General features: G+C 37.4%; 10 protein-coding genes and 1 pseudogene. 5 read left to right on the top strand and 6 right to left on the bottom strand.

Annotated features, from left to right (window positions below; genetic code table 11):
- Positions 1-244: 244 nt before the first annotated feature.
- The 6 genes from NON16_RS04625 to NON16_RS04600 form a co-directional block, all read right to left on the bottom strand.
- On the bottom strand, positions 245-1525 hold the full coding sequence (locus NON16_RS04625) for an ABC transporter substrate-binding protein (RefSeq protein WP_257347429.1): 1281 nt from the start codon (positions 1523-1525) through the stop codon (positions 245-247).
- 33 nt (positions 1526-1558) lie between these two features.
- Positions 1559-2290 (bottom strand): alpha/beta hydrolase, encoded by a 732-nt coding sequence (locus tag NON16_RS04620; protein WP_257347428.1) that lies wholly within the window; start codon positions 2288-2290, stop codon positions 1559-1561.
- A 306-nt stretch (positions 2291-2596) separates the two neighbouring features.
- A complete protein-coding gene (locus tag NON16_RS04615; RefSeq protein WP_257347427.1) occupies positions 2597-4165 on the bottom strand; it encodes a hydantoinase/oxoprolinase family protein in 1569 nt (522 codons plus the stop codon).
- On the bottom strand, positions 4165-5253 hold the full coding sequence (locus NON16_RS04610) for an S-methyl thiohydantoin desulfurase family protein (protein WP_257347426.1): 1089 nt from the start codon (positions 5251-5253) through the stop codon (positions 4165-4167). Before NON16_RS04610 ends, NON16_RS04615 begins: the two co-directional genes overlap by 1 nt.
- Before the next feature lie 22 nt (positions 5254-5275).
- Positions 5276-6586: a cytosine permease gene (locus tag NON16_RS04605; RefSeq protein ID WP_257347425.1), complete on the bottom strand. Its 1311-nt coding sequence runs from the start codon at positions 6584-6586 to the stop codon at positions 5276-5278.
- A gap of 55 nt (positions 6587-6641) precedes the next feature.
- Positions 6642-7223, bottom strand: a complete 582-nt coding sequence (locus NON16_RS04600; RefSeq protein ID WP_257347424.1) for a TetR/AcrR family transcriptional regulator — start codon at positions 7221-7223, stop codon at positions 6642-6644.
- Between the two features lie 324 nt (positions 7224-7547).
- On the opposite strand from NON16_RS04600, the gene NON16_RS04595 reads away from it, so the two are divergent.
- The 5 genes and pseudogenes from NON16_RS04595 to NON16_RS04580 all read left to right on the top strand — a co-directional run bounded on the left by NON16_RS04595 (position 7548) and on the right by NON16_RS04580 (position 12584).
- On the top strand, positions 7548-9140 hold the full coding sequence (locus NON16_RS04595) for a PucR family transcriptional regulator (protein ID WP_257347423.1): 1593 nt from the start codon (positions 7548-7550) through the stop codon (positions 9138-9140).
- Between the two features lie 174 nt (positions 9141-9314).
- Complete coding sequence (locus tag NON16_RS04590) at positions 9315-9965, top strand: aspartate/glutamate racemase family protein (RefSeq protein WP_257347422.1); 651 nt, start codon at positions 9315-9317, stop codon at positions 9963-9965.
- A pseudogene (locus NON16_RS04585) lies at positions 9962-11299 on the top strand (OPT/YSL family transporter); the annotation flags it as partial. The gene NON16_RS04590 and the pseudogene NON16_RS04585, both read left to right, overlap by 4 nt.
- A gap of 58 nt (positions 11300-11357) precedes the next feature.
- Complete coding sequence (locus NON16_RS25440; protein ID WP_308216584.1) at positions 11358-11522, top strand: OPT/YSL family transporter; 165 nt, start codon at positions 11358-11360, stop codon at positions 11520-11522.
- Positions 11523-11534: 12 nt separating this feature from the next.
- On the top strand, positions 11535-12584 hold the full coding sequence (locus tag NON16_RS04580) for an S-methyl thiohydantoin desulfurase family protein (protein ID WP_257347421.1): 1050 nt from the start codon (positions 11535-11537) through the stop codon (positions 12582-12584).

The raw sequence follows: 12584 nt of genomic DNA, 5'->3' as shown, positions 1-12584 counted from the left end.
GTGATAAAGAAAACTTGGTAAACGCCAAGCTTTGAGAAGGCAGTTACCCTAGTTGCACTTATGCTTGTAAGTGCAAGCGCTGGAGATTCTGTAACACAACACCCTTTTTGTGTTTGTGGAAGAATCGAAGCGACCTCGAACATCTGGGCGCTGAAACTAGACATTACATCTGTGAACTAAACTTTATACTTTATTTTCTATTGAAAAAGAAGAAGGGGCAGGAATCACCCCCTTAATCCTTTATCTACTTGGATAAAATCTCGTTCCATTTACCCTCTGCTTGTTCTACCGCCTCTTCCGGGCTCATTTTTCCAAGCATCGCGGCATGTAAAGCTTGATTTATGGATGTCTTTAAATCTTCATAATTTTCCATTGGAGGAACAAGTACTTCACTTTCTTTCAACTGACTGGCAGAAACAATTCGTGCTTCATCAATTGGAGTTGGGTTTTCAGGCAACTCCTTAAAGTACGGATCATCTAATGCACTTTCAATAGAAGGAAGAATTGGAACGATCTTATCAAACTCAACTTGGTTTTCAGCATTGGTAATGAAGAGAGAAAACTTGACAGCTTCTTCCTTATATTTGCTTTGCTCCGGAACAACAAGATTCATCGCTGATGTATTTTTCTTGCCAGATGACCCTGTAATTTGCTCGCTTGATTTTGTTGCTTCCAAAATATCAGGGGCATTTTCCTTTACTTTCTCTAAAAATTGAGGACCCGAGGCTAAGATTGCAATCTGTCCTGCCTGATACATATCAATCGCTTTTCCGTGTCCTTCCGTTAACACTTCACGCGGGATCAGGTCATTTTGATAAAGATCCACAAAAAATTTAAATGCTTCAACGCCTTCAGGTGTATTGAATGCTGCTTTTGTCATATCCTCATTTGTTAGTTTCACATCCATCATCACAAGGGTTTCTAGTAAATGACTAGCATCAAGTGGTGGATAGAATGCATACTTCCCGGTTTCTTCTTTAATGGTTTTAGCGACCTCTTTCAATTCATCGAACGTTTTTGGCGGGTTTTCAGGATCAAGTCCTGCTGCTTTAAAAATGTCTGTGTTATACATCGTCACTTGAGAAGAGAGGTACCATGGGATACCAAATGTCTTCCCGTCAAAGGTATTTGAATTCCAAACCCCTTCAAAATACTTATTCTTCGTCTCTTCATCAACCATCTTATCCATGTCTACAAGCGCATCTAATTCAGCTAATTTTGACGCAAACTGTGGGTTTAGATTAGCGACATCCGGAGCAGTTTCAGATGCAACCGCCGCTAAAATTTTCTTCTCCATGTCCGCCCATGGAATGTCCACCCATTTTACTTTGATATTTGGATTTTGTTCTTCAAAGTCAGCTATGACACCATTGATATAATCATCAAATGTAGGTGAAAGCTGCATTGTCCAAAATTCGATTTCTACCGGCCCATCTTTCGTCTCAGTATCGCTTTCGCTACTGCATGCTGAAATTAAGAGAGTCATAACCAGCATCAGAGATAAAAGTAACGAATACCTTTTCATAAATATCCCCCTCTTGAAATTTATGCTATAAACTTATTTCTCAGCGAAATAAGTCAATGCCCTTTTTAAGTCCCTTTTCCAAAAGCTCCATAAATGACGCTCATCTTCTTCAAAATATGTAAGGTTCGCTTTTGCATTTAGAAATGCGTCTGCTAATTTTCGGTTACTCGATGTAATGTTGAGCGTCTTTTTACTGATTTGAGACTGAAATCCATCTTCATGCTTGCCATATACCTGATAGACGTGCCAACTTGAAAGATCTTTCTCTTTGACTTGTTTGATTAAGGTTTCTGTAACAGCTGCTGATTGAAGCAGTATATGTGTCCACTGTAACGGATATTGAAGTGCTATCGATAGACTGACAGAGGCACCGAGCGAATCTCCAAGCATACCCTTTCGTTGTAAGCGTTTTCCGTTTTGTTCAAAAAATTCTTGTGCTTTTGGAAGTAATTCTTTAGAGAAAAAACGTTGGTAATCATGGTGTCGCTCTCCTTCAGAATGATAAAACTGATAACGCTCATGTGAGGTTCCTGGGGGTACAAGGATCATTACAATCTTTTCGAACAGTTCCCTGTCTATTTTTAAGAGATCTTCAAACTGTTCCTTTAGATTACCTAACTCCAGGTAATCTTCACCATCCTGTACAAACAACAAATTACAATCCATATTCTTTACTCCGATCGTTTTATCGTACAGAAAGAATATTTTTTGTTCCCTGTTTAACTCATAACTGTAGAAAACCGTCTCTTCTAAATTAACGCTCATTGGTACCTCCTCTTCTTCTAATGTCATAATAACACAAATTTTCTGAAATATGAATATTTTATTTTATTTTTTATAAAATGGCGGATAATATCTCCATAATTATTTATATTGCACCAAAACTCCGGAGTTGTTATCCAATTTTTTATTTTGCCAATAGACTGCACTCCCAGCTTAATCTAACGTGTGATTAACGAAATAGCCCTCAATACCGATTATATATCGACATTGAGGACAGATTGATCGTTATAATTAAAGAAATAGTAATCAATTTGACTTTATAGTTGTAAACTTAGATGGTCCTTTGCACTACTGAATAACAGATTTATGAGAATACTGTAAATCTCCTACCGCCTTCACACGAATAAATAACGCATTGCCGGGTAAGTATGCGAGAGGGATGTCTTCAATGGAAACAATGGAAATCGTTTTTTCATCGGCACCTGCTTTTATTGCTTCATCAGATGCTAGTTCCCTTGCATCTGTTATCGCTTCTTCTCGATTCATTTGATCTAAACTATAAATTCTTTCTACATCCCCACTCACTTGACCAAGTGCAGCTCCTATAGCATTTGCCGCACCGTAGTGTTCTGGCATAATGACTTCAGATACCCCTTTTAAAGAATTGGAAACAATGATGCTTCCCCCACCTGATAAAATAAGTGGTACTTCTTTAGAGCTCGTTTTCATTTGATCAATAGCATCTTCTAACATTCCTGTCATTTTCTCATATACTTTTTTACAAAACTCAATTGATAGATGTTCTACCTGAATCGCTTTATCTTCAAAGGCTTGTCCTAAACGCGTCACAATATCCGAAGTGGTTAGAACATCTCCACCGAAAAGAAGTGCCTTTCTCGTGATTTCATAGCCTACACTCGTTGGTCCGACCGTAATATTTCCACTTCTCTCAAAGACTTGAGTTCCACCTCCTAGCCCAATGGATAATATATCAGGCATTCTGAAATTAGTATTCACTCCTCCAATGGTAACCGCTAAAGAAGACTGTCTGGGAAACCCTTTTGTCAGTACTCCAATGTCACTTGTTGTTCCTCCAACATCTAGGACAATAGCATCATTTAGCCCTGTTAAATGAGCTGAACCTCGAATGGAGTTTGTCGGGCCACACCCCATGGTAAGTATAGGATAACGTTGTGCATATGCTGCATTCATTAAAGTCCCGTCGTTTTGGCTGAAAAACATTTCAGCTTCAATATTGAGACTATTTAATGCCTTAGAGAACCCATTAATGACGGTTTGACCTGTTGTCATCAAAGCTGCGTTTAATATTGTTGCATTTTCACGTTCAAGTAAGCCGATACTACCAATCGCATTAGAAAGGGAAATGGGAATATCTCCAAGCTCCTCTCTTACCCAGGCAGCAACGGTGTCCTCTTGACAGTTATTTACTGGGGAAAATACGCCTGAGATAGCGATACTTTCAACATTCTCACTTATTTCTCTACAAAACTTAGACACTTCTTCTCTATTTAACTCAGAAATCAAGCGCCCATCAAATTCGTACCCACCTTCTACAATAATCGATGCCACTTCAATTTTTTCTCTTAAGTCTTGTGGCCAATCCGTAAATGGGGGTATCGCTGTTGTAGCTGGTCTTCCAATTCGTATAACCCCTACTTTATCCAAGCGTTTACGTTCGACAATGGCATTCGTACAATGTGTGGTTCCAAGCATGGCATATTTAATGGCACTACTATCAATCTTGCTTTCTTGTACCACATTTGCAATTGCTTCTATTATTCCACGTTCCACGTCTTTTGTAGTTGGTACTTTTACCGTGTGAACAACCTTTAAATGTGCATCTATTAAAGCTGCATCCGTATTCGTTCCTCCTACATCCACCCCTAAGCGATACATTATTTTCTCTCCTTCTGTAACTCTTCCACTGGCTGATAGTTAAAGTCATATCCAAAATAACGAGGACCGGCTGTTTCAATACCTTTTTGTGTCCTCCATTTTTCATGACACGGAAAAGCGACAGCCACTACACGAGCTCCATATTTCATCCGCTCTGTTGTAATGGGAAAACCAGTCTCTGCATCTAATACAGCAATTAAATCTGGTGTCGAACATAATAAATGCTCTCCTTCTTTTGCTACCAGATGCTCATTTTGAAAATAGATGGTAAAGGTTCTCCCTTGTTCATGACGTATACCTTCAAAATTTGCACTTCCCCGCGTAAAGCCTCCAATTAATCTACGTTCAATGTCGACAATTTTGGCTTCAAACAACTGATATCCGTTTAACTCCTCTAGCATTTTTTTAATACCTTGCTGTTCTTTACCTTTATTATCAAGTAGATACCCCCCGATTTTTTCAGCTAATGTAAGGGTATTTGGAATAACACTATTCTTTACCTCTTTTCCTAATAGGCTATAATCACAGACTGATGCGCTTCCCCCCATTTCTATTGTGATGACACGTGCTAGTCTTTCGGACCAAACTCCATCCCGAGGATATAAGACGACAGAATTCCCTTTTTCGTCAGCCATTGTAACAGGTGATGGTTCTAAACCATCCAGATGAAAAGTAACCATTTGCGCTTCTGGAAAAGCACGCCCCATCGCATCTGCATCCAGAATAGGAAGACTCTTTTTAGCAGCTGCAATAATTGGGAACAGAGAGTTAATTCCCCCTATTTCAATTGGCATAACTACGTCAACCTTTCGCCCTAATACCTCTTCTAACTTCTCAAGTGGTGCAGTGACTTCAATTTCTGATGGTACCTTCTCAATCGTAACCGTTGGTGCACCCATTCCAGATACAGGTACCACTAGCTGATCATCCCTTAAGTCTTCTAAAGAGAGTAACGCAACATCCCCATATTTACGAATTGCTTCTTTTGCCATTAATTTTCCGATATAAGGATCTCCACCTCCCCCCGTACCTAGAACAGCAGCTCCTAATGCTATTTTTTCAATCGCCTCTATATCAATGTACCTCATTTCCTATTCCCTCTTTTCCTGTTTACTTTTTGATGTCTATTTGTTGAATGAAAACCTTTTGATTAAATAATTTCCCTAAGGTAGCTTGTACGACGAGACCAATCAGAAAACCATCTAGTGAAGGAATGGTTGTCAGAGAAAATAGTTCTAATCCAGTGGGCTGTGTTGTTGTCATATAAGTGATGATTATCCCTATTATCCAAGCGATAATGGAACGGGTAACGATTTTCCTTGCCTCTAGCTGATTCTCATACCGTTTAAACTCTGTTTTAACAAAAAAGTATTCAGAAACATAAATACCGCCAATAGGGGCAATAACAACTGCTAGTATATTTAAAAATGAAATAAATTGATCATAAATACCTAGAACCGCTAGAGTGGTTGCTACAATTCCTAATATAACGGTTAACCACTTTTTAGAAACTTTAGTAAAAATCAATGAAAATCCTAGAGAGGAAGAGTATAAATTACTTGTATTCGTTGTCCACTGTGCCAGTGTTAATACTAAAACTCCTGGTATAGCCATCCCTAATGTAATAAAAATACGCATCATATCATCGGTACCCATTGACTTTGACAATAGAATAGCTACGATGATCATAAAGCTGTTACCTATGAAAATACCGAAAAATGTAGAAATAATGGCATCCCTTCTACTTTTTGCCCATCGGGAAATATCTGGTGAAATAGTTGCACCTACAATAAAAATACTGATAACAAGTGAAATTGCACTACCAAATGTAAAAGCCCCTGCATTTTGTATTTCAGAAGGTAATGAGTAATTTTTCAGGGTTAAAAATAGGGTAAGTAGCATTAATCCCAATAAAAACGGTACGGACCACACGCTTAACTTTTCAATTGCACGGAACCCGTAAATAGCTGTTGTCATCATCAAAATACCACCAATAAGGGATAGCACCTTTACATTTATTGACATGCCAAATGCTTCTCGTAAAACAGTGTGGGCGTTGTCCGCAAAAAATCCTACTTGGACACCAAACCATCCTAGTAAAGAAATGCCGATAACAATGGAAAATGCCAGTGCACCATATTTTCCAAATACATACTTTGTTATCATCGAAGTGGACAAGTTGGTTGAAGCACCAACGATTGCACAAATAGTACATAAAATAGCTAAAAGAAAAGATCCAACACACACCGATAAAATTGCTTGATTTAAGGCCATTCCATTTGCTAATACAGCGCCTAATAAAACAGAAGATAAATCGACTCCGATAGCCACTAATACAGAGAACATAGAAAACCACGTTCGACGTAAATGTTTCGGCACTGCTTCTCGTTCATAATCTAATACCTTCGTGCCATCCTCCATTAAAATAACCCCCTTGAATATATTTTTATTTCGAAAAACCCACTTTCTATCTCAGTCATTCATTACATATACCATTCCAATAAATGTTCCATATTTGCTCAAAGCGCCTTTGGAATTTGTCTTCTTGGTAATAGAACAACTCCAAAAAGATTCCGTCCATTAAACAAAGAAACGAAGCAATCAAATCATCCCTTGGTTGGTCTTTGAGTATTCCTTGTTCAATTCCTTTAGAAAAGATGTCTAATAGAATCTCATAATGAAACTCTTCCATATCGTTAAAAATTCTTTTTACTTCTTCGTTTAAATTAAGAGGAAGGAAAAAGGCAAGTCTGGTATATGAAGCTGTTTTCTCAAGTTGACTTAAATGATAATCACAAACATCTTTTAATATTTGATAAAGCATTTCTTTTACAGTTCCATTTTTCATTTGGCCAAGTGACTGTTGAATGTAGCAAAAATGATGCTCCAACAAGTCTTTATAAACAGCCATAAACAAATCTTCTTTACTCTTGAAAAACGCATAAATAGACGGTGTTTTTATACCAACTTCTTTAGCAATGCTAGAAAGAGTAGTACGTTCATACCCTTTCTCTGCTAATTGTTTGCAAGCAACATCTAAGATTTTACTTTTTGTCATCGTTTCATCCACCTAACTAATTTAGTTAGGTAAATTATATTTTATTTTTTCTGAATTTTCAACAGTTTTATTTGCATCAATTCAACAAGTCCATCAGTATACGATTTTCCTTGTTGATTATACTTCTAGAATAGAAAGTATTTTTATACTTTCTTAACGTGCAAGGATAATATCTATCTTCAACGTATAATAAAGGTCAAATCCATTTTTATTTAAGTAAGGTGTGCATTTTTTAATTGTAGTTAATTTGTTGGATTGGAGGTTTAAGATGGTATCAGGCATTTTATGCTATTCTAGGTTCAATATTTTGAAAGGGGCAGTATGATGAGGATCGCAGATGCTTTAACTATTGGTGAACTCTCAACTGGTACAGTCATTGCTGGTAGAAAAGGAATTACAAGAGAGATTGTGTCAATTGAAGTTATGGAAGTTCCAGAAGTAGGTAGTTGGATTACAGAAGGAATTCTAATGATGACGACCTTTTACTCTGTTAAAGATGATTATAAACAACAATTTGAAATATTAAAGACGCTCATAGAAAAAGATGCGTCAGGTATGGTTATTAAGTTAGGTAGGTTTGTTAAACAAATTCCAAAAGAAATGATCGAGTTAGCAGACGCCAATTCTTTCCCAATCATTTCGATCCCTAAAAATGTATCTTACATTAATGTATTAACTCCATTATACGAAAAGCTATATGAAGAAAAGAAAAAAGTTACAAAAGACTCATTAAACCCTTTTCATGCTTTTATAAAAGAGGATTATGCTACAGTTTCCGAAGCAATTGAAACCTTATCGAAGATCTTGGAATCTCAAGTTTATGTAGAGGATTGCGAAGGGCGGTTGCTTTACTGCACTGACAAAATTTCATCAGATGGATGGAGAAATACAAAGTTGTTACTATCAAATCCTATCCATCCAAGGTATAAAGAGTTGTTAAAAGAATGGCGTATCGAATTACAACGTCATACCCTTAAACGAGTAAAATTTTCAGATCAAAGAAATCGATTAATTGTTCCTCTTATTTCTAAAAATAATATTTTCGCTTTCATCCATCTTCCTTATAAAAATCAGACCAAATTTAATAAGATCGAATCTCAAGATATCGATAGTTTGATTCGAAAACTTTCTGAAACCATAATGAATGAGCAGTTGGAATTGCAAAAAGAGCGGATGAAAGATATAGCAACTTTAGAATCTCTCTTGGATCATCACAATTCCATGAATACAAATTCGGTTTTTACAATCTTGTTTTTCACAAGAAAATACCTCAAAGGTCCATTTTTTCAGCCATCGACCCTAATGGACAGTAAGATTTTAATTCGAAAAAAAATAAAAGAGCTTGTAGAGGATCTCCCGTTTGAACAAAATATCATATTTGAAAAGAACAACCATTTTTTTGCAATCGTTCAATATTCATTACCCCACAATCAGAATATGTTAGCGCAATTAATAGAGGTGTTTCAGCCCACAATACTAGATTCTTCTATTGAAGATATGCATATTTCCATTAGTCCACCCTTCCAAGATTTAAAAGATTTTGATGATAAGATTAAATCTTCAACAAAGATTATGGAAATAGGGCTGAAAGTTCGGCCAGATGAAAAGGTTTATGCTTATGACAAGCTTGGAATTTACGAAATACTTATTAACTTGAGTACCGATCCGTTTGCTGTTAAATATACGGAAGAGGTTCTGCAACCGCTAGCAAGCACCGATGGACAGTTATTAGAAACTTTAATTGCATTCTTAAATGAAAATGGTAATGTATCACGAACTGCTGAGAAGTTGTTTATTCATCGACGAACAATGACATATCGGCTCCAAAAAATCAAAGAACTCATTAATATGGAGCTCGATGATCCAGAGAATCTGTTTATTTTACGTTTTTGTTTAAAAATTAAAGAGCTGAGGTAAAAAAGACGGGTTCCCTCCCGTCTTTTTTATACGTTAAGAAAGTATAAAAGTACTTTCTTAACGTATAAAAGGAATTTTGCAAATAGTGAGAAAGAAACGATCAAGAATGTTTCCCACTTTATGCATACAGCTTAATAGATTAAATTTTTATAATATTAAAAAAGGGGGGCTAATATGTTAGGTATTCTACGAGTTTTAACAACAGCAGATGAAAATGTACTTCTGGAACATGGGAAGAAAATGCATGAATTTGCTAGGGTTTCTTCAATAACTCATTGTATACCGAATCAGCCAAATGGAATATATAATGACGAATCTGAGCAGGAAGCAAATCCCCAGATCATCAAGCTGGCAAAATGGATGGAAGAAGAATTAAATGTTGATGCAATCACAATTAGTTGTGCAGCAGACCCTGCAATAGAAGAATGCAGAGCAGCTGTCAGCATTCCTGTATTAGGTGCTGGATTGTGTGGCGCCCACACAGCTTGTATGGCTGGAAGAAAAGTCGGGGTCATAGGAATTACAGAAGAGTCGCCAGGCAAAATTATAAAAGAATTAGGTGAACACTATCATTCCTATGCATTTTCTAAAAAGTTAAGGAAAACAACAGATTTATTTGCAGAAGATGCAAAAGAAGAATTAATAAACGTAGCGAGAGGTTTAATCGATTCAGGTGCAGACGTTATTTTATTTGCTTGTACTGGATTTTCAACAATTGGTTTAAAAGATTATTTTGTTCAATATTTAACGGTACCCATAGTGGACTTAATTGAGGCGCAAGCAATTGCTTACCAATTAATTGGACAGGAAGGAGGCTACCAATGAAACAAAAAACCTTTGACATACCCTTTATTCTATTTTCAATTATCATTTCTGTTTTTGGCGCAATTGTAGGATTACAACTAATTACATCTCTAGGAATTACACCGAATACGTCGATCATTGGTGCTTTAATTGCCATGCTAATCGCACGTATTCCTATGCAGATGTTCTATAAATACAAATCATTAGAAAATCAAAACTTAATTCAAACATCTATTTCTGCTGCAACCTTTGGGGCGGCAAATAGTATCTTAATTCCAATTGGATTACCTTATGTTTTAGGGATGCCAGAGTTAATTATTCCGATGTTAATCGGTTCAGCTATCGCATTATTTATAGATGCATTTATTTTATATAAAGTATTTGACTCGAAATTTTTTGGTGCAGATGAGACATGGCCTCCAGGAGTTGCCACAGCTGAAGCTATAAAAGCTGGTGATGAGGGTGGGTCGAAAGCTAAATACCTAGGACTCGGTATTTTAGGTGGAATTTTCGGATCTCATTTTGGTTTTCCAATGTCAGCATTTGGTGTTGCCTTTATCGGTAACATATGGGCACTTACCATGTTTGGAATAGGACTGTTATTAAGAGGATATTCTGTCCAATTGTTCGGTGTGGACATAAATGAGTATTATATCCCACACGGAATAATGATTGGTGCAGGGGTTGTGGCATTGTTCCAATTTATCTTTTCTTATGTTAATTCTCGTCCCAAAAAGGATACGAAAGTGGATACAGACCATGAATTCACACGAAACGATCAGGATGTTAAAAGAGGATTTGGTCTTGGCTTCCTTCTTTATATAGGAGGAGCTGCAATCGTTGCTGTAATGGGCGGAATTCTTTCTAATATGCCTTTCTGGCAAGTGCTTTTATTTGTATTATTTGCTGCTTTTGCAGCGGTTGTAAGTGAAATTATTGTTGGAATTGCGGCGATGCACTCAGGTTGGTTCCCTGCATTTGCTGTTACGTTAATCTCGCTTTTAATTGGGATGTTGATAGGGTTCCCTCCTGTCGCCCTAGCTTTATTAACGGGCTATACAGCAGCTACCGGTCCTGCATTTGCAGACTTAGGTTTTGATTTCAAGGCAGGAGTCCTTATTCGTAAGGGTGTTCCAAACGCACAAGAACTATTTGGACGCCGTCAGCAATTTAAGAGTGCAATGATTGGTTTTGGAGTAGCTGTAGCAATGACTGCAATGTTCGCAGAGTCATTTTTCGCTCGAGATTTAGTACCGCCAGTTGATCGCGTATATGCTGCAACAATTGAAGCCGGCTTAACAGGGAACGTTGCGATGTTGATATTCTTATGGGCAATACCTGGAGCCATTTTTCAATTAATAGGCGGTCCGAAGCGCCAAATGGGGATTTTATTTGCTACTGGTTTTAATTGCAATGCCAATGGCAGGCTGGGCAGTAATTATAGGGGTATTAATCCGATCTTTGGTCTTGAAAATTCGCGGACCAGAAGCGGAGAATACAATGTACACAACTGCAGCAGGATTTATTGCGGGTGATGCGTTGTATAGTTTCTTTTCATCTATTTGGAAAGCTCGTTGATGAGGTGAGGTAATGACAAAAAAAATATTGACAAAAGATGATGCAATAAAAGCAGTATATGGTGGTTGTATTTTAGGAGGTGGAGGTGGAGGCTGGATTCAAGACGGCCTTCAAAAAACAGAATCTACCTTTGAAGTTGGCTCGCCTACTTTGATTACGATTGATGAATTGCAGGATAATGATTATGTTGTGTGCGTATCTCTGGTAGGTGCACCTTCAGCAAAAGAGCAATATGTTGATTCAAAACAACTCGTGGACACCGTTCAACGAATGCAAAAGGAATTTCCACATCCAATCAAAGCAATTATGACGAATGAAAATGGAGCATTTACAACGATAAATGGTTGGTCACAATCTGCAGGTACTGGTTTACCGGTTCTTGATGCTCCATGTAATGGAAGAGCACACCCGACCGGTTCAATGGGATCTTTAAATTTATCTGAAATGGACGGATACCAGTCAATACAGTCCTATTCAGGTGGAAAAGCAGAAAAGAAAGTTGAGGGATTCGTTTCAGCTACCCTTGACAAATCATCCAATGCTGTTCGCTTTATGTCCGTTGAGGCTGGAGGAATGGTTGCAGTTTGCAGAAATCCAGTAACAATGAGTTATGTAAAAGACCATGCTGCAGTTGGAGGTATTACACAAGCGATAGAGCTCGGCGATGTATTTCTTTCAATACCTGAGGGTCCAGATAGAATTGAAGCAGTTGCATCATTTTTGAAAGGTCGTGTCATTCATTCTGGAACAGTAAGTCATTTTGAAATGAATCAAACAGGTGGATTTGATGTTGGTAATGTGAGGATTGACGATTTAGAGCTTACCTTTTGGAATGAATATATGACAGCTGAAATGAATGGTGAGCGAAAAGGCACATTCCCTGATCTCATCATGACGTTTGATACAAAAACTGGGCTCCCTCGAGTAAGTGCAGAAATTCAAGAGGGACAGAGTATCGCCGTTCTTTCAGTACCTAAAGAAAACCTGAAATTAAGTTCAACGATGTTTAATGAAACGTTATTAAAAGCAGTTGAACCTATTATTCAAAAAAATATTATTTGA

Source organism: Pseudalkalibacillus decolorationis (assembly GCF_024609785.1).
GTDB classification, from domain to species: domain Bacteria; phylum Bacillota; class Bacilli; order Bacillales; family Fictibacillaceae; genus Pseudalkalibacillus; species Pseudalkalibacillus decolorationis.
This window is presented reverse-complemented; position numbering and strand designations above follow the sequence as displayed.

What these genes read in the sequence shown, in the direction of transcription:
- NON16_RS04600 (WP_257347424.1), bottom strand. Translation starts at nt 7,223, where the DNA reads ATGACAAAAAGTAAAATCTTAGATGTTGCTTGCAAACAATTAGCAGAG.
- NON16_RS04595 (WP_257347423.1), top strand. Translation starts at nt 7,548, where the DNA reads ATGAGGATCGCAGATGCTTTAACTATTGGTGAACTCTCAACTGGTACA.
- NON16_RS04605 (WP_257347425.1), bottom strand. Translation starts at nt 6,586, where the DNA reads ATGGAGGATGGCACGAAGGTATTAGATTATGAACGAGAAGCAGTGCCG.
- NON16_RS04580 (WP_257347421.1), top strand. Translation starts at nt 11,535, where the DNA reads ATGACAAAAAAAATATTGACAAAAGATGATGCAATAAAAGCAGTATAT.
- NON16_RS04625 (WP_257347429.1), bottom strand. Translation starts at nt 1,525, where the DNA reads ATGAAAAGGTATTCGTTACTTTTATCTCTGATGCTGGTTATGACTCTC.
- NON16_RS04620 (WP_257347428.1), bottom strand. Translation starts at nt 2,290, where the DNA reads ATGAGCGTTAATTTAGAAGAGACGGTTTTCTACAGTTATGAGTTAAAC.
- NON16_RS04610 (WP_257347426.1), bottom strand. Translation starts at nt 5,253, where the DNA reads ATGAGGTACATTGATATAGAGGCGATTGAAAAAATAGCATTAGGAGCT.
- NON16_RS04615 (WP_257347427.1), bottom strand. Translation starts at nt 4,165, where the DNA reads ATGTATCGCTTAGGGGTGGATGTAGGAGGAACGAATACGGATGCAGCT.
- NON16_RS25440 (WP_308216584.1), top strand. Translation starts at nt 11,358, where the DNA reads ATGCCAATGGCAGGCTGGGCAGTAATTATAGGGGTATTAATCCGATCT.
- NON16_RS04590 (WP_257347422.1), top strand. Translation starts at nt 9,315, where the DNA reads ATGTTAGGTATTCTACGAGTTTTAACAACAGCAGATGAAAATGTACTT.